Here is a 19,481-nt window from a genome sequence, read left to right as displayed (position 1 = left end):
CGACGCGTCCACGCCACTGCCCGATCCGCTGGTGCCGGCCGACATCGATGTGGACGGGATCCACGGCTTCCTGCTGCACACGGATCGGCTGTTCCATTCCGAGCTGTGGGCACTCTCGACCGGCGACGAGTTCAAGGCCGCGGTCGCCCTGTGGTGCCACGCCTGGCGCCAGCGCCCGGCGGGCTCGCTGCCCGACGACGACCGGCTGCTCGCCGCCTTCTCGGGGGCGGGCCCGCGCTGGAAGAGGGTGCGGGCGATGGCCCTGCGCGGCTTCGTCCTGTGCGCGGACGGCCGCTACTATCACCGGGTCCTGTGCGAGGACGTGCTGCGCGCCGCAGAGGCGAAAGACGCGCGGCGCGAGCGGACCGCCGCGGCCACGCGGGCCCGTCAGCGCAAAGGTGATCCCGAGAAGACCCCGCCCGGCGGCGAAAAACCCAGTCTTTTCAACGAAACCGCCGACCGTAACGATGGTCGTCACGATCAACGTCACGACCCACGCGACGATCGACGTGACGATACCGTCACGGTCGCCACGCGCGGACCGTTACGTTCACCAAGGGAAGGGGAAGAAGAAGGGAAGAAGAAAGATATACCGGCGGCCGCCTGTGATCCTGTACCCCGCGCGGACGGCGCGCCGCCCTGGAACAACCGGGCGAACTTCGACCGAGTCGAGCACCGGTGCCGGACCGCCCTGCCCCCAGGCTGGTGCCTGGACCCCGTCGTCGGTCCGATGGCGCGGCTGGAGGCGGACGGCCTCGACCTCGAGCGGGAAATCATCCCGGCGATCCTCGACCTCGCGGTCAGTCGCCGCGTGCCGATCCGGACCTGGGCGCTGCTGGCCAACGCGGTCGCCGAGTGCGTCGCCGCCCAGCGCCGGAGCCGCGCCGCGCAGGGCCTCTCCGCCGTGCCGCCGGCCTCGGTGCCGCCCGACGAGATGATCGACCTGCCCGGCGGCCTGCGCTGGCCCGAGGCCGATCTGCGGACCTGGATCGCCCGATTCCGTGAGAACCCGGCGACGTGGTCGGAATCGCTGTTCGGTCCGCCGCCGGGGCAGCCCGGATGCCGGATTCCGCCGCGGCTCCTGATCGGCGAGGCCGCCTGATGGCTCGGGCCGAAAGGCGCGCGGCCACCGCAGCGGCCATCGCAGCGGCCAAGCTGCGCAGGCCATCCGCTGCCCGTCGGCGGACGAAGCCGGCCCCGGTCGCGCCCAGGCCGGCGTCGGCCGAGACGTTCGCGGCCGGCGCCTGGCCGATCGCAGCCCTGCGGAACGGCCAGTGCCGGTTCGCGTGCACGCCTCACGGCGCCCGGCCCGAGCAGCACCGATTCTGTGGCGAGCCGACGGCATCGCGTGCCGGCAAGCCGACAAGTTGGTGCGCGATGCATCTCGCCAGAATCTTCGACACCTCGCGCCGGGTTCCGGACGGTGAAGACCACGCGACCGAACCGCCACCGGGACTGGCCGAGACAAGCACGAGGAGGGCATAGCGTGGGCAAGAAGCGCGGCACGAACGGATCCCGGATCCGAGCCGAACACGTGGTCCTCGATCAGAGTCTCTCGTGGTTCGTCGTCCACACCCTGCCGCTCCACGAAACCATGGCGGCCGAGGAGTTCGAGGGTCTGGCCATGGACTGGTGGCTGCCGCGGTACCGCGTCACCGTGGTCCGACGCGGCCGCAAGGTCGACACCCAGGCGATCTTCTTCGCCTCGTACTTGTTCGTCGGGCTCGACAAGCAGCGCCACGGGAGGCGCTGGACCGAGCCGCTGTTCGACAGCCGGCACGTCATCGACGTGCTCGGCCAGCGCGCGCCGCTGGAGATCCCCGGCTCCGTCCTGCAGGCCCTGTCCGATCGGATCGCGGGCGTCGACGAGACGGACCGGGCGAAGCGGAGGCAAGAGGCCGCGCTATTGCAGGTCGGCGAGATGCGCAGGATCTTGAATGGCCCCTTCATGTCGTTTTTCGCCGAGGTTCAGGATATCCTGAGCAACGGGATCGTGCGTGCGGACGTCAGCATCTTCGGCCGTGCTACGCCGGTCGAATTCACACCTGATCAACTTGGCGATCCCGTGGCTGCTTGACTTCAACGCACGGATCTGAACCTATGCCGCGCGTGGACGGCCGGATCGTGAGCTGCGCTCGTTGGAGGGTGCGCCTGCCGGAACTACCGGATCACGTGTCAGCGTCGGGACGATCTGCCCACGCGCGACATGGACAGCGGCGATTGCGTGTTCGGCACGCTGCCCGTCACGTTTGATATCAATCATAGGAATTCAACATGGCCCGCGGCGGAAAGCGCGCGGGGGCCGGCCGTAAGCCAGGGGCCGCCACGCAGCGAACGCGGGCGGTCGCCGAACGCGCGAGCGCGACCGGGCTGACGCCCCTCGACGTCATGCTCGACGTGATGCGCTTCCAGCATACGCTCGCCCGGTCGGAAATGGACAAGGGCGCGGATGCCAGACCCGCGATCCTCGCCGATGCCATGACGCGGGCCCTGAACGCCGCGCGGGACGCCGCGCCGTACATGCACCCCCGTCTGGCTCCCGTGGCCGCACAGGGTGGCGAGACCGCCGGCGACACGGCCCGCAAGATCCGCGAGGCCGTCGCTGCGGCAGATGCCGTCGAGGAGGCGGAGTGAGCCTCCTGACCCCGCGCTGGTACCCACTGCGGCCGCATCCTGAGCAGCGGAGGCTGATCACCGCCGGAACCCGATTCTGCGTCGTCCCGGCCGGTCGGCGCTCGGGCAAGACCGAACGGGCGAAGCGCTTCCTGATCCGCGCGGCGATGCGCGAGACCCGCTACGCCGACGCCCGGTTCTTCCTGGCGGCGCCGACTCGTGACCAGGCCAAGGCGATCTTCTGGCAGGACCTGAAGGCCTTCCTGCCGCCCTGGATCGTCCTGGATACGCGGGACGGCGAGCTGATGGTCCGCCTCGTCACCGGTACTGAAATCTGGGTCATCGGCCTCGACAAGCCGCAGCGCATGGAAGGGCGATCCTGGAACGGCGGGATCATCGACGAGGTCGCCAACGTCAAGCCGGGCGCGTGGCCCGAGAACATCCGTCCCGCGCTCTCGGATCGCCGCGGCTGGTGCTGGCTGATCGGCGTCCCCGAGGGCCGCAACCACTACTACGCGATGTGGAAGCGGGCGATCGCACGGAACGATCCCGAGTGGGACGGGTTCACGTGGCCATCCGCCGACATCCTGCCGCCCGAGGAGGTCGCCTCCGCGCGCCGGGACCTCGACCCGCTGACCTTCGCCCAGGAATACGAGGCGAGCTTCGTCAACTTCGAGGGGCGCGCCTACTACCCGTTCGCCGAGGCGACGCACTGTGCCCGCCTCATCTACGATCCTGCGCGGCCGCTCGCGCTCTGCTTCGACTTCAACGTCGATCCGGGCGTCGCGGCGATCGCCCAGGAGCAACGCCTGCCGAACGGCCAGGACGGCACCGGAATCATCGGCGAGGTGCACATCCCGCGGAACTCGAACACCCCCGCGGTGTGCCGGAGGATCGTCCAGGACTGGGGCCGGCATGCGGGACGCGTGGTGTGCTTCGGAGACGCCTCAGGAGGCGCGCGCGGTTCGGCCAAGGTGTCGGGCTCGGACTGGGACCTGATCCGCCGCGAGCTGGCCGGCACGTTCGGCGAGCGGCTGTTCTTCGAGGTGCCGGCAGCCAACCCGTCGGTGCGCGTCCGGATCAACGCTGTGAACACCCGGCTCAAGGCCGGCGACGGCACGGTCCGCCTGATGGTCGATCCCGCCCGGGCGCCGCACGTCGTGAAGGACTTCGAGGGCGTCCGGCTGCTCACCGGCGGCTCCGGCGAGATCGACAAGCGGGCCGACCCGGCGCTGAGCCATATCAGCGACGCGCTCGGCTACATGGTGGCTGCCGTCTTCCCGGTGACGAGCGGCGGCGAGGCGCGCACAGGCCGCACGATCGGACTGTACTGAGCACTGAAGGGCGGCCGATGCGCGACGAATCCGACCGCCCCTGATGCCGCTCTCGTCGAAGCACCCGGCCTACGCCGAGGCAGCCCCGGACTGGAAGATCGTCCGCGACACCCATGCGGGTGAGCGCCAGGTGAAGGCGGCCGGCACGGAGTACCTGCCGGCGAGCTCAGGCATGATCGCGGCGGGCTTCCTCGACGGCGCGAGCGGCACCGCCCTGATCGGGCGGCAACGTTCGGACGGGCAGGTAGAAGCGGTCGCGGGCGCAGCCTGTTTCAGCGAGGGCCAAGCCCAGTACGACGCCTACCTCTGCCGCGCGGTGTTCCATCCCCTGGTCGCCGCCTCGGCCGAGGCGCTGATCGGCATCATGCACCGGAAGCCGCCGACGATCGCGCTGCCGGAGAAGCTGGAGCCGCTGCGAAATGACTGCACGCAGGACCGCGAAGGCCTCGCGACGCTGCTGCGGCGGATCAACGAGGAGCAGCTGCTCACCGGCCGGATCGGCCTCCTGCTCGATGTCCGCGGCGAGCTCGGGCCCGAGGCGCTGCCGTTCCTGTCGACCTACACGGCCGAGAGCATCCTGAACTGGGGCGTGGATCGGGACGCGTCGCCCGGCAAGCTACTGTTCGCCGTCCTCGACGAGAGCGGGGACCAGCTGCAGGACGATCTGAGCTACCGCCACCAGCAGCGCTACCTCGTGCTCGGGAACGCGGCCACACCGTTCGTACAGCAAAGCGCCGCGGACGGGGCGGAGCTGCCGGCCGAAGGCTACGTCGCCGCGGCGGTGAGCGACACGGACGACGCGGCCGACCTGCCGTTCAAGGCTCCGCAGATCGCCGGCAACGGCCTGCCCGAGATCCCGTTCGTCACGATCGGCGCGAAGGACCTGCAATGGGCCCCCGATGCGCCGCCGCTCCTGCGGGTCGCCTCCATGGCGCTGGCGATCTACCGCGGCGAGGCCGATTACCGGCACGCTTTGTTCATGCAGGGCCAGGAGACCCTGGTCACGATCGGCGCCAAGCAGGCCAGCGCCTATGCGGAGCCGGGCGAGGTCGTGCGGGGCCGGCCGATCCTGCTGGGCGCCAACGGCCGCATCGACCTCGACCTCGGCGGCGACGCCAAGTTCATCGGGGTGTCGGCGGCCGGCCTGTCGGCCATGCGGCAGGCGATCGAGGACGACAAGCGCGCTGCGGCCGAGATGGGCGCGCAGATCATCGGCGACCGGTCCGGTGGTGCGGAATCGGGCGACGCCCTGGAGATCCGGGTGGCCGCTCGCACTGCTACGCTGTCGAGCGTGGCGCTGGCTGGCGCGCAGGGCCTCGAGCGGATCCTGAAGATGGCCGCGATCTGGGTCGGGGCGAACCCGGACGAGGTGAAGATCACCCCCAACCTCGACTTCGCCGGTTCGCCGATCACGGGCGCCGACATCCTGCAGATCACCCAGGCGAAGAGCATGGGCCTGCCGCTGTCCTGGGCGAGCATCCACGACTGGCTCGCTCGCAAGGGCTTCACCGCGAAGACCTACGAGGAAGAGGAAGACCAGATCGGGGCCGAAGGACCAAGCGGCATCGATCACAACGGCGGCCCCGCGCTGGACGACGCAACCACCGACAAGGCGGCCTGATCCGTGGCGGTGAACGACGCGATCCTCGACGCCCAGGTCAGCCACGCCGTCGGCCTGCAGCGCCTCGGCACCGGCATCCTGCGCCGAATCCTCGCGCTGCTGAATCGAACCGACGCCGATCTCGTAGAGCAGATCCGCACCCGCCTCGACGGCGTCGCGCCGGGGACCTTCGACACCGAATTCACGACCGAGCGGCTGAAGGGCCTACTCGACGCAATCCGGGCGCTGAACGCCGATGTCTACGCGCGGATCCAGGCGGTGCTGCTGCGCGAAGGGCTGGATCTCGCCGCCTACGAGGCCGCGTACCAGACGCGCATCCTGACCGAGCACGTGCCGGTGCGTCTCGACATCGTCCAGCCGACCGCCGAGCAACTCCAGGCCATCGTGATGAAGCGGCCGTTCCAAGGCCGTCTGCTGCGGGACTGGGCCCAGGGCCTGGAGCAGGGCCGGACGCAGAAGGTCCACGATGCAATCCGCATCGGCATGGTCGAGGGCGAGACCGTCGACCAGATCGTCCGCCGGGTCCGTGGCACCCAGGCGCTTGGCTATAAGGACGGGGTGCTGGAGATCGCGCGGCGTGACGCCGAGGCCGTGGTCCGGACCGCGGTGACCCACATCGCCTCCGGAGCCTCCGAGGCGGTCTACGCGCGCAACGCCGACCTGATCTCGGGCGTGCGCTGGGTCTCGGTGCTGGATGGCCGGACGACGCCGGTGTGCCGGGCCCGAGACGGCAAAGTCTACGAGCCCGGCAAGGGCCCGCGCCCGCCGGCGCACTGGAACTGCCGGAGCACGACGACCCCGGTGACGAAGAGCTTCGGAGATCTCGGCCTCGATCTCGGTGAAGTGGATGCCGGCACCCGGGCCAGCATGAACGGACAGGTCCCGGCCGACCTGACCTACGGCGCGTGGCTGGCGAAGCAGCCGGCCGCGTTTCAGGACGAGGTGCTCGGCAAGGCGAAGGGGCTGCTGTTCCGCAAAGGCGGGCTGACAATCGACCGATTCGTGGACCGCTCCGGCCGCGCCTACACGCTCGACGAGCTGCGGCGGCGCGAGGCCGGGGCTTTCCGGAAAGCGGAGCTGCCGGCATAGTTCGGCATGGCCGACATCCGCCGCGCCGAGAAGCCGAAGCGCCCGGTCCCGCATCTCCAGTGGACGTGCCGGACATGCGAGGTCATGGACGGCGTCGGGACCGCGGCCACGACGCGGATCCGCCAGGGCGGCTATGTCAGCCTCAAGTCCGGCAGGATGACCGGCGGCACCTTCTACGAGGTCTGCGCCATGTGCTTGGCGCGAGGGCGAATGACGATCGTGGCGAGGGTTTAGATCGTAGCCTTTGCATGCTGCAGCCATCCCTTGATGTGCTGATACGGATCGCCTGAGCATCGAAACCGAAGCTCGCCCGAATGGTGCAGCTTCATCGCGAAGGCTGCCGCTTGCTCGTCGGTCCTTCGCTCTGAAAGAGGCAATTCCCGCCAGCGACGTACAGCCTCCCGCTTCGCGTCTTCCATCAGCATCGCAGATTTTCCCAGATCCGCGTCCCGAGCGCGGTCGCCCGCCGGCAGCCATGGCGCTGACTGGCCTCTCCCGCCGTTGGGCGGGATGATGGAGCCCGGAACCATGAAGCTCAAGAAGGTCTACGACACCGAAGCTGAGATCCCGGAAGAGGCCGCCGCCTTCTACGAGGAGCGCGACGGCAAGTGGCACCTCACCCTGGAGATCGAGGGCTCGGCCAGCCAGGACGACGTGACCCGCCTCAACGGCGCCCTCGCCAAGGAGCGTAACGATCACCGCGCCACCCGGGAGAAACTGCGGGCTTTCGGCGAGCTCGACCCCGAGCGCACCCGCCAGGTCATGGACCGGATCGGAGACCTCGGCGAGTGGGATGAGGTCGAGCGGAAGCTTTACCGCCTGGACGGCGACGGCAGCACCCCGAAGGATGAGGCGGCCATCCAGGCGCGGATCGACGCCGAAGTCCAGCGCCGCGAGCGCGCGATCAAGGCGCCGCTGGAGCGCCAGATCACCCAGCTCACCGAAGCCCGCGCCGAGATCGAGCGCGAGCGCGACGAGGCGCGCGGGACCCTGCGCGGGCGCACCATCGCGGACGCCCTGCGCGAAGCGGCCGGCAAGGCCAAGATCATCCCCTCCGCGGTGGAGGATGTGCTTCTCGCCGGCGAGCGCGTGTTCGATCTCGATGAGCAGGGCCGCGTCGTCACGAAGGACAATGTCGGCGTCGCACCGGGCCTGACGCCCGATGCGTGGTTGACCGATCTGCAGGAGAAGCGACCGCATTGGTGGCCCACCTCCGAAGGCGCCGGCTCGCGGGGCAATCGCGGCGGCGGCACGCTGCCGAACAACCCGTTCACGGCCGAGGCCTGGAACGTCACCGAGCAGGGCCGGATCGCGGCGGCCGACTTCGCCAAGGCCGACCGGCTGGCCAAGGCCGCCGGGACGACGGTCGGCGGCCCGAAGCCCGCACCGCGCAACCGCGCGGCCTGACCCACGATCTCCGGCGGCGCATGGGCGCCGCGCGGTCTCCTCCCGGCGCCATGGGGCGCCCCTCCCCCTCCCCTGAGACAACGACCGGCCGGCCATGGGGTCCGGCTTGGCGGTGCTGACGGATCACACCCTCAAGCCTTCAGGAGTCCACCATGCCCGCCGGCGTCCTGCGCCTCTCCGACGTCATCGTCCCAGCCGTCTTCGTCCCGATGGTCCGCCGCCTCGCGGTGGAGAAGACCGCCCTGATCCAGTCCGGCGCGATGGTCCCAGACCCGCTGCTCGATCACTTCCTGGCGGGGCCGGGTCTCACCATCGACATGCCGAAGCTCAACGGCCTCGACCGGTCCGATGGCGAGAACGTCAGCTCGGACGATCCGACCGTCTTCTCGGTCCCGAACAAGCCCGCGACCGGCGACGAGATCGCGGTCCGCCTCTCGCGCAACAACTCCTGGTCCGAGATGGACCTCGTGCGCGCGCTCCTCGCGGCCGATCCGCTGGCGGCGCTCGCCGACGATGTGGCGCAATACTGGGCCTACCGTCGGCAGAAGGCCGCCATCGCTCAGCTCTCGGGTATCTTCGCCTACAACGCGCTGGCGACCGACGCGAACCACATCCAGAACTCGATGACCGTGGACCTGTCGGGCCTCAACGGCGGCAAGTTCGCGGACGGGCAGACCAACTTCCACGGATCGGCCTTCATCGATGCGCTCGTCACCATGGGCGATTCCATGGGCGGTCTTGCGCTCGTGGCGATGCACTCGATCGTCTACGGCAACGCCCTGAAGAAGAACCTCATCCAGTTCCGTCTGGACAGCGAGGCCAACCCGACGATCCCGACCTACATGGGCAAGGACGTCACGATGGACGATTCGATGCCGATGCCGGCGGCCGGTGTCTTCGAGACCTGGCTGTTCGGTCGCGGGGCGATGACCTACGGCACGGGGTCGCCCACGGTGCCCAATGAGGTCATCCGCGTGCCGGCGGCCGGCAACGGCGCCGGTCAGTCGACCATGCACGATCGCGTTGAGTGGTCCCACCACGTTCCCGGCACCGCCTATGTCGGCACGCCGGCCAAGGGCGGCCCGTCGAACGCCAACACGACCAACAACCTCGCCGCCGCCACGTCCTGGCGACAGGTCGCGCCGGACCGGCGCCAGATCCCGATCGCGCGCATCGTCACCCGCGAGTTCTGATCACCCATCGATCGCGGCGCGGTCTCGCGCGCCGCCGTTTCTGCAATCCGTAGACGGGGGGCCGGCCATGGCCGAGCGCAGCAGCAAGACGAACGACGACGGTCAGGCGGGCGTGGCGGAGCCCGACGCCGCCTCGACCCAGGGCGCGATCGCCACCGGGGGCGAGCCCCAGGCCGCTGACCCCGCCGCAGCCGGTCAGGCCGAGGTGCCGGCCGGCGCGGACGGACCCCGGACGCTTCAGGCGCTCGGCGAGGCCGTGGCCAGCGCACAAGCCGAGGTCGATGCCGCAATCCGCAGGCGCGATGCGGCCCGGGATGCGTATGACCGCGAGGCGGAGGCCCAGGCAGCGCGCGCGTTCGAGCCGCCAGGGCAGGTCATCACCGCGTACCTCGCCGCGCAGAATGCCGTGCGCGAGGCTCAGATCGCCCAGGCCAAGAAACAGGCCGCGCGGTAGCCTGCGATGGTCGTCGAGGACGGCAGGAGTCTGCCGGACGCCGAAAGCTACGCCGGCGTCGAGGCTGCCGACGCCTACCATGCGGCGCGCGGCAACACGGCCTGGGCCGGAGACCAAGCGGACAAGGAAGCGGCCCTGCGCCGCGGAACCGAGTATCTGGATGGCCTGTACCGGACGCGGTGGCTAGGCCGCCCGGCCGTACCCGGGCAGGCTCTGTGCTGGCCCCGCGCCTGCGCGTGGACCTCGGACGGATTGCTACCCTCCGACGCGATCCCGATGGCGCTGGTGCGCGCCTGCTGCGAGGCGGCGCTGCGCGAGATTCAGGACCCGGGCGGCCTGACGCCCGACATCTTCCCCGGCGAGCGCGTGGTGTCCGAGGCCGTCGGCCCGCTGAAGATGGACTATGCCGCGGTCCGGGCGCCGACCGACGTGCTGCCGGTCATCGTGACCGTCGAGCGCATCGTCGCTCCGCTGCTCCGTGCGGCTGTGGGCGCGCTCGTGATGCGGGCGTGATGCTCGCGATCCGCGGCGTCCCGTGGGGCGACGACGGCCGGATCGCCGGGCGACCCATTTTCTCGGAGGTCGAACCATGACGACGATCGCCTATCGTGAAGGTGTCATGGCCGCCGACAGCGGTTCTTGGATGGGGGACGCCTGCCATCGCTGGGCCAGGAAGCTGACTCGCGGTCCCGATGGCACCCCCTACGGAACCGCCGGACACGCCGCGGAATGCGAAGCCTTCTTGGCCTGGGTACGGGCCGGTTGCGAGGGCTCGGCGCCCCGGGCGCGCGAGGAAGACGACGGTCGGGGCAGCTCCTTCGTGGTGCTCGTCGCTCCGCCGGAGGGCGGCGTCCGAATCAGAACCGCGCGCGGCGACGAGGTCTCCCCGGAGGCAGCCTACTTCGCCGTCGGCGCCGGCAAGGAAGTCTGCTTCGGCGCGCTCTTCATGGGGCCCACGGCCGAGCAGGCGCTCCACGCGGCGATGGAACATGGCTGCGGCGCCATCGGCTCCGTCTGCACGATCATCCGGCGATGACGGGCGGCTTTGACTATGCCCGGTCGGTCGCGACCGCGAACCGCTTGATCGCGCGCTTCGGCCAACGCGGCGCGGTCCGGCGCGGCCCGGTCTTGTCCGGCGGCGACAGCACGAACGATCTGTCCCTGCCACCCGGCGACGAGGCCGAGCCGACCGACCATCCCTGCACCCTCGTCGTGCTCGACTACTCCGAAGAGGAGCGCGCGGGCAGCCTGATCGCGCAGACCGACCGCAAGGTGCTGATCGCGACGGCGGGCTTGGATATGGAGCCGACGCCCGAAGATGCGCTCCTGATCGGCACTGACGAGCACCAGATCGTCGCCGTGATGCCGCTGGCCCCCGGGCCGGTCAGGGTCCTGTGGCAGGCGCAGGTGAGGCGCTGATTGGTCGTCGCGCCAGCTTATGCGGTAGGGGTTGCGCAGATCACTCGGAAGCGCCCTGCAAGCCGGACAGGCCGGCGCCATCTTCACCCTGCCATGGCAACTTCCGCCAGTCCGGCTGAACGTCGCGATCCTCATAGGTGTCGATCGGCAGCGGGAGGCTGTTGCCGCCCGTGTCCACAACCTGGATGTGGGTCGGCCGATCCTGCTTGGGCAGGCACTTGTAGAGGCCTCGATACGAGCTCGCCATTCACGTCCTCCATCACGGGAGGGCGCAGATAGGCATCCGCCCGCAGATCGGGAAGAGCATGGCTCAGGACTTCGCCCTCAACATCGCGGCTTGGTGCGAGAAATCCGCGGACCGGGCCGATCTCGTCCTGCGCAAGGTTGCGCTCGACATCGGCGCGCGCGTCGTGCTGCGCTCGCCGGTGGATACCGGTCGGTTCCGGGCGAACTGGCAGTACGGCGTGGGCCGGCCGAACACCGCCACCCTGGTGGCCGCCGACAAAAGTGGGCAATCGAGCATCGCCCGCATCGCCGCGGGTGTCGCCACGGCGCGGCTCGGCGACGTGATCTACATCTCGAACGCGCTGCCCTACGCCCTGCGGCTAGAGACCGGATGGTCCAAGCAGGCGCCGGCCGGCATGGTCGGCCTCACCGTGACGGAGTTTCAGTCCGCGATCGATCGCGCGGTCGCTGCCGCCCAGGCCGAGAGGCGGTGATGGGGGGCGAAGCCGCGATCCAGGCCGCGCTCTACCGCCATCTGAAGGCGACCAAGCTGCCGGTGGCTCTTCCGATCGCCCCCGAAGGCCGGAACTTCGATCCCAAGGGCCGCGCCTACCTGCGTTCGACCTTCCTGCCGGCGGAGACCACGAGCTTCGGCACCGAGAGCGACGGCGACATCATCTACGGCGGCCTGTTCCAGATCGATGTGTTCTGGCCGGTGAACGAGGGGCTGACCCGGCCGCTGACGCACGCCGCCATGCTCGCAGCCCGGTTCTGCCGGGGCACGAGGCTCACCGCCAACGACTTGGAGGTCCGGATCGACCAGCCGGCCTCCGTGCTTGGAGCGCAGCAGGAGCCGAATTGGCTTCACATCCCGGTCCGGGCTCGCTGGGCTGTCTATGCGGGGCCGCCGTCGACGGTCTGACGACTGCAAGCCCAAGCCCGCGTCCGCCGCTCCGATCCTGCCGCACATCCCATGCGGTCTTCAGCTGTGCCCGGGGAGGACACCATGCCCATCACCACGCAAGTCAAGCCCACCGCTGGGTCCATCCTCTATATCGGCCCGTCGAGCGATACGCCGCCCGCCGACGCGAACGTCGCGGCGGCCCTTGCCTGGACCCGCATCAGGAAGACCGAGACGTTCGGCGCCTTCGGCGACGCCGCACAACCCGTGACCTTCGATTCGACCGACGAGGATCGGCGGTTCAAGGCCAAGGGCACGCGGGATGCGGGGGACTGGACCTTCACCTGCGGCTTCGTCGCCAGCGATGCCGGACAACAGGCCCTGATCGCCGCCGTGGATTCGCACCAGGACTACAATTTCAAGCTCGTGCTGGGCGATGAGCCGGTCAACGGAACGTCCGGCACGATCTTCTACCTGTTCGGCCTGGTTCTGACGGCGCGCCCGAATCCCGGCGGCGCCAACAACGTGATCCGCCTGGAGGCGTCCGTTGGTCTCAATGCCAAGCCCCTGATGGTTCCGGCCGCCTGAGGAGCGCGACGATGGCCCCCCGATCCACCGTCCCGAAACCCGATCCGACCCCCGCACTCGACCTGGCGGCCCTCGACCTCGCCAGCCTCGACCTGGCACCCGGGGCCGAGGCCGGCGCCGCGATGCAGCTCCTGCATCCGGTCTCGGCCGAGCCGCTCGGCATCACCATGACGGTGATCGGTCAGGACGCCCCGACCTACCGGAAGAACCTCCGCAAGCTGCGCGACATGCTCGCCAAGCAGGGAGAGACCGAGGAGGACGAGGATCCCGATCGGCGCGAGGTGATGCGTCTGGCCCGCCTCTCGGCCTGCGCGGTGCGCGGATGGGCGGGCGTGCAGTGGAAGGGCGAGGCGCTGCCCTGCAGCTTCGAGAACGCCGTCACGCTGTTCAGCGCGCTCCCCTGGATCGCCGAGCAGGTCGGCTTCTTCCGGGATCGGCGCGCCAATTTTTTCAAGGTCTGACGGCGCGGCTCATCTGGGCCGTCCGCGCCGTCACCCGCGATCAGCATGCGGGGGTGATCTCGGATCAGGACGCCCTCCGGATCCCGGTCGAGGCCGAGCACGTCTGGGCGTGGTTTTGGGACTTGGAGCGGGGACGCCGAGCCGGGTTCTCACCTGAGCCGTTCGGCTACACGGATATCGAGGCCTGGGCTCGGCTCTTCGGCGAGGAGTTGCGCCCCTGGGAGGTCCGGGCCCTGATGGCGATGGACGAGTCCCGGCGGAGCGAACACCGCCGCCTCACGGACCCGGCCCAAGCGGGCCAGGTGCAGGCGTCCGATACCGCCGGGATGATGCAGCTGATGCAGATGCTCAGCGCACGGCGGTGAATAGATCCTCGACGTGTCGATAGCTTTCCAGCGCCGTGCGGCATCGGTCATCACCCATCTGCCCGTCTTCGCGCTGCGCCGTCTCAATGGCGTCCAATTGATAATGGGCCAGCTGCTCTACGGGGATATTGGGTGCCGACAGATGTGCTTGCTCGACTGCACGCCGGCCGACGGCGAGCACGCGGTCCCTTGGGACGCCGCAGGCGAGAGCGCCGGCGATTGCACGCCCAGTCATCCGGACAGTTCCAACCGCTCCCACTTCCGGGGGGACCTGCGCGGCGGCCGAGCCGCCGATCAGTGTGGACAGGAGAGCACCGTACAACTCAACGCGCATGACTGACCTCGCAACCCTTGCAATCGTGATCGACTCGCGCCCGGCAACCGACGCCTCGGTAGCGTTGGACCGGCTGGCGCAGTCCGCGCGCGGTGCGGGGCTGGCAGCAGATACTTTCAATGTCGGTGCCGGCAAGGGCACGGCAGCCGCACAAGCCGCAGCGTCGGCCACGGCACAGGCGGCGGCCGGCCTCGACAGGCACACCAAGGCACTGAACGATAACGCCAAGCAGGCCGGCCTGACCTACCTGCAGTTCGAGGTGCTGCGCTCCAGCGTGACGCAGTTCGCGGATCAGGTCATCGCCGGGGCCAACCCGCTTCGCGCCTTCGTCCAACAGGCGACGGGCGCCTCAGCGGCGATCGGTGACGGTGGTCTCGGCGGCTTGGCTCGGAACGCCGCCGCCTCGATGGGGAACTTCGCGTCCGGCGCCCGGGCGGCCGCAACCGGCGCCGGCGTCGTCGGCGTCGGCGTCGGCACGGTGGCCGCCGCGCTCGCTACCGCCGTCGTCGCCCAGCAATCGTACGCGTCGAGCCAGCGCGAGACCGAGCTGGCGCTTCTCGGAATCGGGCGAGCATCCGGCGCCACCGTCGGACAGATCAACGCCCTGTCACAGGCCAACGCGTCCGCCGGCGGGATCTCGACCCGGACCGCCCGCGAGATGGCGGCCCAGTATGCCAGCACCGGCCGGATCGGTGGCGAGATCCTGGGGGATCTTCAACGCTCGACACGGGACTACGCCGCCACGACCGGCCAGAGTCTCGGCGACGCGCAGGCCGAACTGGCCAAGGCTTTCGCCGAGCCAGCCAAGGGCGCCGAGTTGCTGAACACGCGTCTGGGCTTCCTCGACGCCGCGACGCGCGAGACCATCCAGACCCTCGACGCGCAGGGCCATCGCTTGGAGGCGCAGCGTGCGCTCTACGATGCGATATCCGGCAGCATCGTGAAGGCGGACACGCTTACCTCCGGCTGGGGGCGTACCACGGCAGCTGTCGGCACGTTCATCGCCTCGGCCTGGGACCGGTTGGGTCAGATCATCGACCGAGGCGCCACCGGCGGAGACCTCGAGACGCGTATCCGGGATCTGCAAAGGGTGCTGGCGACTCCGCCGACCTTCCTGGAAAGGTTCAGCAGCACCCGTCCGGCCTTGCAGGCAGAACTCGACAAGGCTCTCGCCGATCAGCAGCGGCAGCAGGCGCAGGCACGGCAGACGGATCTGGCGCAGCGCTCGCTCGTCGTCGACAACCTCGGCAAGCAGTACAATCCGCAGGAAGAGCGCCTGAAGCAGATCACGGACGCGGCGCAGCGCATCCGCACTGAGCTCGCCGCCGGCGTGCTGGATCCCGACGGGAAGTCCTTGCGCACCGCCGAGGGTCTCGAAGCCTCGGCACGCCGCATCCGCGAGGATCTCGCTCAGGGGGGAACGCAGTTCGCCAACGCCCTCCGGGAATCGCAGTTCGCCCTGCGGACCGTCGGCTTCTCGCCCCAGGCACAGCGTGTCGCGGGGATCAACGAGCGGGCCGAGAACGAAATCCGCGATCTTCCAACCAACCCGAACGATCCGCTCCTGCGCGACTACCAGATCCACAGCATTCGGCAGCGGCAGCAGCTCGACTTGGAAGCTGCACGGCGTCAGACCTACGTCGACACCGCGTCTGGGAGCGGTCGCTACGCCATCGGCGTGGGGCAGGCTCCCGAGCAGTATCGTGACCTGATCTACAGTTCGGCGGCAGCGAACGGTGTCAACCCGGATCTGATCGCCTCCCAGATCCGCCGCGAGAGTCGGTTCAACCCGAATGCGGTGTCCCCGGCAGGCGCACAGGGCATCTCACAGTTCATGCCTGCCACCGCGGCCGGCATGGGTCTCGCCAACCCGTTCGACCCGGCGCAGGCGATCCCCAAGCAGTCCGAACTGATGGCGCAGCTCCTGCGCCGGTTCGACGGCAACGAAGTGGCTGCCCTCGTCGGCTACAATGCCGGACCGAAGGTTGCCCAACGCTTCGTCGCGAGTGGACAGGACGTCGCCACGCTCCCAGAGGAAACCCGCACCTACGTCAAGGAGATCCTGACGCCGCCGCCGAACGCCCAGCAGGCGATCAGCGCGAGCGTGGAGCGAAACCGGGCGCTTGCGAACGAGAACAACCTCGTTGCCCTCAATGCGCAGTATCTGGGCGTTAACGGCGAGAAACTGGACGCAGCGGCGCGATACCAGCAGGCGCTGAACCAAGCGATCGCGCAGGGCGTTGAGATCACCCCGCAATACCGCGCCGAGCTGATGAGGAACGCCGAGGGGATGGCGGCCGCCGCGCGCGGCTTGGCCGGGACCCGGGCCGGCGCGGATCTCGCCTTCGACCGCGACCAACTCGGTCGCGACCGCTACGACCAGCGCGCCTATGCCGGCGCCCGCTCGATCTACGGCGATACTGCGACCCCGGCGGCCCAGGCCTACATCGATCGTTCGCGGGACAATCAGTACCTGGCCGAAGCGCGCTCGACGCTGACCGACGCGATGACGGGTTTCGCCTCCGATCTTCTTCACGGCAGGGACGCCGCGCAGGCCTTCGGAAGCGTCCTCTCGCGCGTCGGCGACAAGCTGCTCGGCGGCCTGATGGATTCCCTGGTCGGATCCCTCTTCAAGGGTAGCGGTGGCCTGGGTGCCCTGTTCGGTTTCGCGGACGGCGGCTTCACCGGTTACGGCGGCCGCAACCAGCCGGCCGGCATCGTGCACGCGGGCGAGGTGGTGTGGTCGCAGGCGGATGTCGCCCGCTTTGGCGGCCCGCACGTGGTCAACGCCATGCGGCTCGGCTTGCCCGGCTACGCCGACGGTGGCCCGGTCGGATTCGCCATGCCCAACCTCGCGACGCTCCCGAACATGCCGATGCCCGCAAACGCGAACGCGGCAGGCGACGGGCCGCAACCCGTCGCCATCGCGATCGACGCCCGTGGTGCGCAGGGCAACAGCGAGATCCAGGCCGCCATCCAGCGCGGGGTCTCGGCCGGCATGGCACAGGTGCACCAGACCATCAGCCGGAACATCAACGGGATCGTCGCCACCGGGCAGAGGCGCTACGCGCGGGTGGGCTGATGTCGATCTTCGACGAAGCTGGCGCAGCCGCTCTTCGGGGCGAGACCATCACCGCCGAGGTCCTGGCCTTCTTCGACTTCCGCGACGCCCCGCAGCGGGTCCATGCCGGGTTCGGCACGCTCCGGGCCGGCGGCCACGACTGGCAGGGCCTGGGCGGGCTGGGATCGGTCTCGGATATCGAGAGCGCGGTCGGCGGCATCGCCCCTTTGGTGACCTTCACCCTCGCCGGCGTCGGGCCGGAGATCGCCCGCGACGTGATCGACGCCCGGACCGCGGTGAAGGGCCGCGACTGCCGCGTCTACCTCCAGCTCTACGGCGCCGACCTCGCGCCGCTGGGCGGCCTGTACACGCTCTACCGCGGCGTGATGGACCGGCTGACCCACACGGCCGCCGGGCCGGATGCCTGGACCGCCCAGCTCACCGCCGAGACCCGGTTCTCCCGCCGGGGCCTGCCGCCCTTCGGCAACCTGACCGACGCCGACCAGCAGCGCCGCCATCCCGGCGATGCCGGCCTGTTCGACATCGCCCAGATGATCAACCGAAGACGGCCATGGAATCCCGAGATCCCGGAGACCAGCAGCTGAGCGCCTTCCTGCGCGCCATGGCCCGGGCGAGCTTCGCCTGGGGGGCGTGCGATTGCGCGCTGGTGATGGCCGACTGGTGCCGCGTCCGGCGCGGCGTCGATCCGGCCGCGCGCCTGCGCGGGCACTACCGCACGGCGCTGGGCGCCCTGCGGACGGTCCGCCGCCGCGGCGGCTTCGAGACCGTGGTGCGCGCGCTGATGACGGAATCCGGCTTCGCGACCACCGAATCCCCGCGCACCGGCGATGTCGGCCTCGTCGCGCACCCGCGCGTCGGGCCGGCCTGCGCGATCCGCTGCCCTCTGGGCTGGGCGGTGAAGAGCCCCGCCGGCCTCGCGCTCGGCCCCTGGCCGGCCCGCGTGGCCTGGCGCGTCTGATGCCGGCCGCGATCGGCGCCGCCCTGATCGGCGAGCTGGCGCTCGGCGCCACCGCGGAACTCGTCGTCGGCTACGCGGTCGTGACGGTCGGCACCGTGGCCCTGCAATACGGCGTCCAGGCCCTGCTCGGCTCAGACAAGCGGGCCGACCACCAGGTCACCGTCCGGCAGGCGGTGGCGCCCCGCCGCCGGGTCCTCGGCCAGGCCAAGCTCGGCGGCGTGATCTTCGCGCTGGAGACGCTGAAGTTCAACGACACCAACACGGTCCTGTACCGCGGCGCCGTGCATTGCGTCGGGCCGGTGCAGATCCTGCAATACTGGTTCGGGGACGTGAAGACCGGCCTCGGGGCCGGCTCCGGCGGCTTCGTCCCGGACAGCGTCTACCAGGGCAAGGTCGTGATCGAGGGCCATGCCGGCACCGAGGACCAGCCGGCCTCGGCCGCCCTGCTGAAGCTGCCGTACTGGACCGACGCCATGCGGCTCAAGGGGCTGTGCTACAGCGTCGTCGTCGCCACGCCGCTCAAGAAGGGCAGCCAGATCTTCCCCGAGGGCGCGCCGGACGTCCGGCTGCTGGTGGCCGGCGCGCCGTCCTACGACCCGCGCACCGGCGGGTACGCCTACACCGACAACGCCGCGCTGCTGCTGCTCGACTACCTGATGCACGACAGCGGCTACGGCCTCGCCCGCGACGAGATCGACCTGCCGAGCTTCATCGCCCTCGCCGACGTCTGCGACGAGCCGGTAGCCCTGGTCGTCCCGGACCCGAACGGCGCGACGACCGAGCCGCGCTACCGGTCCTGGGGCAGCTACGACTACACCGAGCCGCGCTCCGACGTGCTCGGCCGGCTGCTCGCGGCCTGCGACGGCGAGATCTACGAGGATGCCGACGGCCGGGTGGCGGTGCGCGGCGGGCGCTGGCAGCCGCCGACCGTCACCATCACCGAGCGCATGATCCTCGGCTGGGACCAGCTCGAGGAGGGCGACGAGGCCTACAACACCTTCACGCGGATCAAGCACACCTACACCGACCCGTGGCACGATTATCAGCCCACCGAGGGCGACCCGTGGGACGACCGAGCGGCCCAGGCGGTCCAGGGCGTGATCGAGACCGAGCGCAGCTTCATCCGCGCGCCCTCGCACAGCCAGTCCCGCCGGCTCGCCAAGATCGCCATGGCGAAGGGCAACCCGCGCTTCCGGCTCTCCGGCCTGCGGCTCTCGCCCGCCGGACTGCCGGCCTACGGCGCGCCGACCGTGCGGCTGGTCCTGCCGTCCTTCGGCATCGACACGACCTTCGCGGTGATGCGCGGCACGCTGGCGATGGCGGGCAACGCGCTGACCGGCGTCAAGCTCGACCTCGTCGCCCTCGACGCCGCCGCCTACGCCTGGGCTCCGGCCGAGGAAGGGGCCCGGCCGCCCCTGCCCGACACGGCGACCTGAG

General features: G+C 70.1%; 24 protein-coding genes. 22 read left to right on the top strand and 2 right to left on the bottom strand.

From position 1 onward, the window contains the following. Positions 1–31 precede the first annotated feature (31 nt). From GGQ91_RS16205 to GGQ91_RS16175, 7 genes are all read left to right on the top strand, one after another. The gene (locus GGQ91_RS16205; protein WP_210281319.1) at positions 32–1,102 is read left to right on the top strand and encodes a DUF1376 domain-containing protein; all 1,071 of its coding nucleotides are present in this window, start codon (positions 32–34) and stop codon (positions 1,100–1,102) included. 384 nt (positions 1,103–1,486) lie between these two features. Continuing rightward, positions 1,487–2,077, top strand: a complete 591-nt coding sequence (gene nusG / locus GGQ91_RS28410) for a transcription termination/antitermination NusG family protein (RefSeq protein ID WP_182592408.1) — start codon at positions 1,487–1,489, stop codon at positions 2,075–2,077. Between the two features lie 197 nt (positions 2,078–2,274). After that, complete coding sequence (locus tag GGQ91_RS16195; RefSeq protein ID WP_182592407.1) at positions 2,275–2,634, top strand: hypothetical protein; 360 nt, start codon at positions 2,275–2,277, stop codon at positions 2,632–2,634. After that, positions 2,631–3,947: a terminase large subunit domain-containing protein gene (locus GGQ91_RS16190; protein WP_182592406.1), complete on the top strand. Its 1,317-nt coding sequence runs from the start codon at positions 2,631–2,633 to the stop codon at positions 3,945–3,947. Before GGQ91_RS16195 ends, GGQ91_RS16190 begins: the two co-directional genes overlap by 4 nt. A gap of 43 nt (positions 3,948–3,990) precedes the next feature. Then, on the top strand, positions 3,991–5,568 hold the full coding sequence (locus GGQ91_RS16185; RefSeq protein ID WP_182592405.1) for a DUF4055 domain-containing protein: 1,578 nt from the start codon (positions 3,991–3,993) through the stop codon (positions 5,566–5,568). Between the two features lie 9 nt (positions 5,569–5,577). Continuing rightward, the gene (locus GGQ91_RS28155; protein WP_182592404.1) at positions 5,578–6,657 is read left to right on the top strand and encodes a minor capsid protein; all 1,080 of its coding nucleotides are present in this window, start codon (positions 5,578–5,580) and stop codon (positions 6,655–6,657) included. A 6-nt stretch (positions 6,658–6,663) separates the two neighbouring features. Further along, the gene (locus GGQ91_RS16175) at positions 6,664–6,891 is read left to right on the top strand and encodes a hypothetical protein (protein WP_182592403.1); all 228 of its coding nucleotides are present in this window, start codon (positions 6,664–6,666) and stop codon (positions 6,889–6,891) included. Here the strand turns inward: GGQ91_RS16175 and GGQ91_RS16170 are convergent. Further along, positions 6,888–7,082, bottom strand: coding sequence for a hypothetical protein (locus GGQ91_RS16170; RefSeq protein WP_182592402.1), 195 nt, complete (start codon positions 7,080–7,082; stop codon positions 6,888–6,890). The two genes, GGQ91_RS16175 and GGQ91_RS16170, sit on opposite strands and share 4 nt — an antisense overlap. 103 nt (positions 7,083–7,185) lie before the next feature. Between GGQ91_RS16170 and GGQ91_RS16165 the strand changes: the two genes are divergently transcribed. The 6 genes from GGQ91_RS16165 to GGQ91_RS16140 all read left to right on the top strand — a co-directional run bounded on the left by GGQ91_RS16165 (position 7,186) and on the right by GGQ91_RS16140 (position 11,130). Further along, on the top strand, positions 7,186–8,064 hold the full coding sequence (locus GGQ91_RS16165) for a hypothetical protein (protein WP_182592401.1): 879 nt from the start codon (positions 7,186–7,188) through the stop codon (positions 8,062–8,064). Positions 8,065–8,216: 152 nt separating this feature from the next. Next, positions 8,217–9,257: a hypothetical protein gene (locus GGQ91_RS16160; RefSeq protein WP_182592400.1), complete on the top strand. Its 1,041-nt coding sequence runs from the start codon at positions 8,217–8,219 to the stop codon at positions 9,255–9,257. 67 nt (positions 9,258–9,324) lie between these two features. Further along, on the top strand, positions 9,325–9,711 hold the full coding sequence (locus tag GGQ91_RS16155) for a hypothetical protein (protein ID WP_182592399.1): 387 nt from the start codon (positions 9,325–9,327) through the stop codon (positions 9,709–9,711). Positions 9,712–9,717: 6 nt separating this feature from the next. Next, on the top strand, positions 9,718–10,224 hold the full coding sequence (locus tag GGQ91_RS16150; protein ID WP_182592398.1) for a DnaT-like ssDNA-binding protein: 507 nt from the start codon (positions 9,718–9,720) through the stop codon (positions 10,222–10,224). 76 nt (positions 10,225–10,300) lie between these two features. Next, entirely contained in the window at positions 10,301–10,747 is a 447-nt protein-coding gene (locus GGQ91_RS16145; RefSeq protein WP_182592397.1) for a hypothetical protein, read from the top strand. Next, positions 10,744–11,130 (top strand): hypothetical protein, encoded by a 387-nt coding sequence (locus tag GGQ91_RS16140; RefSeq protein ID WP_182592396.1) that lies wholly within the window; start codon positions 10,744–10,746, stop codon positions 11,128–11,130. The genes GGQ91_RS16145 and GGQ91_RS16140 overlap by 4 nt, the downstream gene beginning before the upstream one ends. A 40-nt stretch (positions 11,131–11,170) precedes the next feature. On the opposite strand, the gene GGQ91_RS16135 is transcribed toward GGQ91_RS16140, so the two are convergent. Continuing rightward, on the bottom strand, positions 11,171–11,377 hold the full coding sequence (locus GGQ91_RS16135) for a hypothetical protein (protein WP_182592395.1): 207 nt from the start codon (positions 11,375–11,377) through the stop codon (positions 11,171–11,173). Positions 11,378–11,435: 58 nt separating this feature from the next. Here GGQ91_RS16135 and GGQ91_RS16130 point away from each other — a divergent pair, with 58 nt between their 5' ends. The 9 genes from GGQ91_RS16130 (at position 11,436) to GGQ91_RS16090 (ending at position 19,480) form a co-directional block, all read left to right on the top strand. Further along, positions 11,436–11,849, top strand: a complete 414-nt coding sequence (locus GGQ91_RS16130) for an HK97 gp10 family phage protein (RefSeq protein WP_182592394.1) — start codon at positions 11,436–11,438, stop codon at positions 11,847–11,849. After that, positions 11,849–12,277: a phage tail terminator-like protein gene (locus tag GGQ91_RS16125; RefSeq protein ID WP_043346175.1), complete on the top strand. Its 429-nt coding sequence runs from the start codon at positions 11,849–11,851 to the stop codon at positions 12,275–12,277. Before GGQ91_RS16130 ends, GGQ91_RS16125 begins: the two co-directional genes overlap by 1 nt. Before the next feature lie 84 nt (positions 12,278–12,361). After that, a complete protein-coding gene (locus GGQ91_RS16120; RefSeq protein WP_148291053.1) occupies positions 12,362–12,844 on the top strand; it encodes a hypothetical protein in 483 nt (160 codons plus the stop codon). Positions 12,845–12,855: 11 nt separating this feature from the next. After that, positions 12,856–13,305 (top strand): hypothetical protein, encoded by a 450-nt coding sequence (locus GGQ91_RS16115; RefSeq protein ID WP_043346177.1) that lies wholly within the window; start codon positions 12,856–12,858, stop codon positions 13,303–13,305. A gap of 53 nt (positions 13,306–13,358) precedes the next feature. Beyond that, positions 13,359–13,670, top strand: a complete 312-nt coding sequence (locus GGQ91_RS16110) for a phage tail assembly chaperone (RefSeq protein ID WP_182592393.1) — start codon at positions 13,359–13,361, stop codon at positions 13,668–13,670. Between the two features lie 128 nt (positions 13,671–13,798). After that, positions 13,799–17,086, top strand: coding sequence for a phage tail length tape measure family protein (locus GGQ91_RS16105; protein WP_182592392.1), 3,288 nt, complete (start codon positions 13,799–13,801; stop codon positions 17,084–17,086). Then, positions 17,086–17,670 (top strand): hypothetical protein, encoded by a 585-nt coding sequence (locus GGQ91_RS16100; protein WP_182592391.1) that lies wholly within the window; start codon positions 17,086–17,088, stop codon positions 17,668–17,670. Before GGQ91_RS16105 ends, GGQ91_RS16100 begins: the two co-directional genes overlap by 1 nt. Then, positions 17,637–18,044, top strand: a complete 408-nt coding sequence (locus tag GGQ91_RS16095; protein WP_246410728.1) for a DUF6950 family protein — start codon at positions 17,637–17,639, stop codon at positions 18,042–18,044. Before GGQ91_RS16100 ends, GGQ91_RS16095 begins: the two co-directional genes overlap by 34 nt. Next, complete coding sequence (locus tag GGQ91_RS16090) at positions 18,044–19,480, top strand: phage tail protein (protein ID WP_182592390.1); 1,437 nt, start codon at positions 18,044–18,046, stop codon at positions 19,478–19,480. Before GGQ91_RS16095 ends, GGQ91_RS16090 begins: the two co-directional genes overlap by 1 nt. The last annotated feature ends 1 nt before the right edge of the window (position 19,481 follow it).

It is taken from the genome of Methylobacterium fujisawaense, from assembly GCF_014138435.1.
GTDB classification, from domain to species: domain Bacteria; phylum Pseudomonadota; class Alphaproteobacteria; order Rhizobiales; family Beijerinckiaceae; genus Methylobacterium; species Methylobacterium fujisawaense.
This window is presented reverse-complemented; position numbering and strand designations above follow the sequence as displayed.

Bases quoted from the DNA above. Each gene is read 5' to 3' on its own strand.
- GGQ91_RS16195 (WP_182592407.1), top strand. From the start codon at position 2,275: ATGGCCCGCGGCGGAAAGCGCGCGGGGGCCGGCCGTAAGCCAGGGGCC.
- GGQ91_RS16185 (WP_182592405.1), top strand. From the start codon at position 3,991: ATGCCGCTCTCGTCGAAGCACCCGGCCTACGCCGAGGCAGCCCCGGAC.
- GGQ91_RS16175 (WP_182592403.1), top strand. From the start codon at position 6,664: ATGGCCGACATCCGCCGCGCCGAGAAGCCGAAGCGCCCGGTCCCGCAT.
- GGQ91_RS16170 (WP_182592402.1), bottom strand. From the start codon at position 7,082: ATGCTGATGGAAGACGCGAAGCGGGAGGCTGTACGTCGCTGGCGGGAA.
- GGQ91_RS16165 (WP_182592401.1), top strand. From the start codon at position 7,186: ATGAAGCTCAAGAAGGTCTACGACACCGAAGCTGAGATCCCGGAAGAG.
- GGQ91_RS16160 (WP_182592400.1), top strand. From the start codon at position 8,217: ATGCCCGCCGGCGTCCTGCGCCTCTCCGACGTCATCGTCCCAGCCGTC.
- GGQ91_RS16155 (WP_182592399.1), top strand. From the start codon at position 9,325: ATGGCCGAGCGCAGCAGCAAGACGAACGACGACGGTCAGGCGGGCGTG.
- GGQ91_RS16150 (WP_182592398.1), top strand. From the start codon at position 9,718: ATGGTCGTCGAGGACGGCAGGAGTCTGCCGGACGCCGAAAGCTACGCC.
- GGQ91_RS16145 (WP_182592397.1), top strand. From the start codon at position 10,301: ATGACGACGATCGCCTATCGTGAAGGTGTCATGGCCGCCGACAGCGGT.
- GGQ91_RS16140 (WP_182592396.1), top strand. From the start codon at position 10,744: ATGACGGGCGGCTTTGACTATGCCCGGTCGGTCGCGACCGCGAACCGC.
- GGQ91_RS16135 (WP_182592395.1), bottom strand. From the start codon at position 11,377: ATGGCGAGCTCGTATCGAGGCCTCTACAAGTGCCTGCCCAAGCAGGAT.
- GGQ91_RS16130 (WP_182592394.1), top strand. From the start codon at position 11,436: ATGGCTCAGGACTTCGCCCTCAACATCGCGGCTTGGTGCGAGAAATCC.
- GGQ91_RS16125 (WP_043346175.1), top strand. From the start codon at position 11,849: ATGGGGGGCGAAGCCGCGATCCAGGCCGCGCTCTACCGCCATCTGAAG.
- GGQ91_RS16120 (WP_148291053.1), top strand. From the start codon at position 12,362: ATGCCCATCACCACGCAAGTCAAGCCCACCGCTGGGTCCATCCTCTAT.
- GGQ91_RS16115 (WP_043346177.1), top strand. From the start codon at position 12,856: ATGGCCCCCCGATCCACCGTCCCGAAACCCGATCCGACCCCCGCACTC.
- GGQ91_RS16100 (WP_182592391.1), top strand. From the start codon at position 17,086: ATGTCGATCTTCGACGAAGCTGGCGCAGCCGCTCTTCGGGGCGAGACC.
- GGQ91_RS16095 (WP_246410728.1), top strand. From the start codon at position 17,637: ATGGAATCCCGAGATCCCGGAGACCAGCAGCTGAGCGCCTTCCTGCGC.
- GGQ91_RS16090 (WP_182592390.1), top strand. From the start codon at position 18,044: ATGCCGGCCGCGATCGGCGCCGCCCTGATCGGCGAGCTGGCGCTCGGC.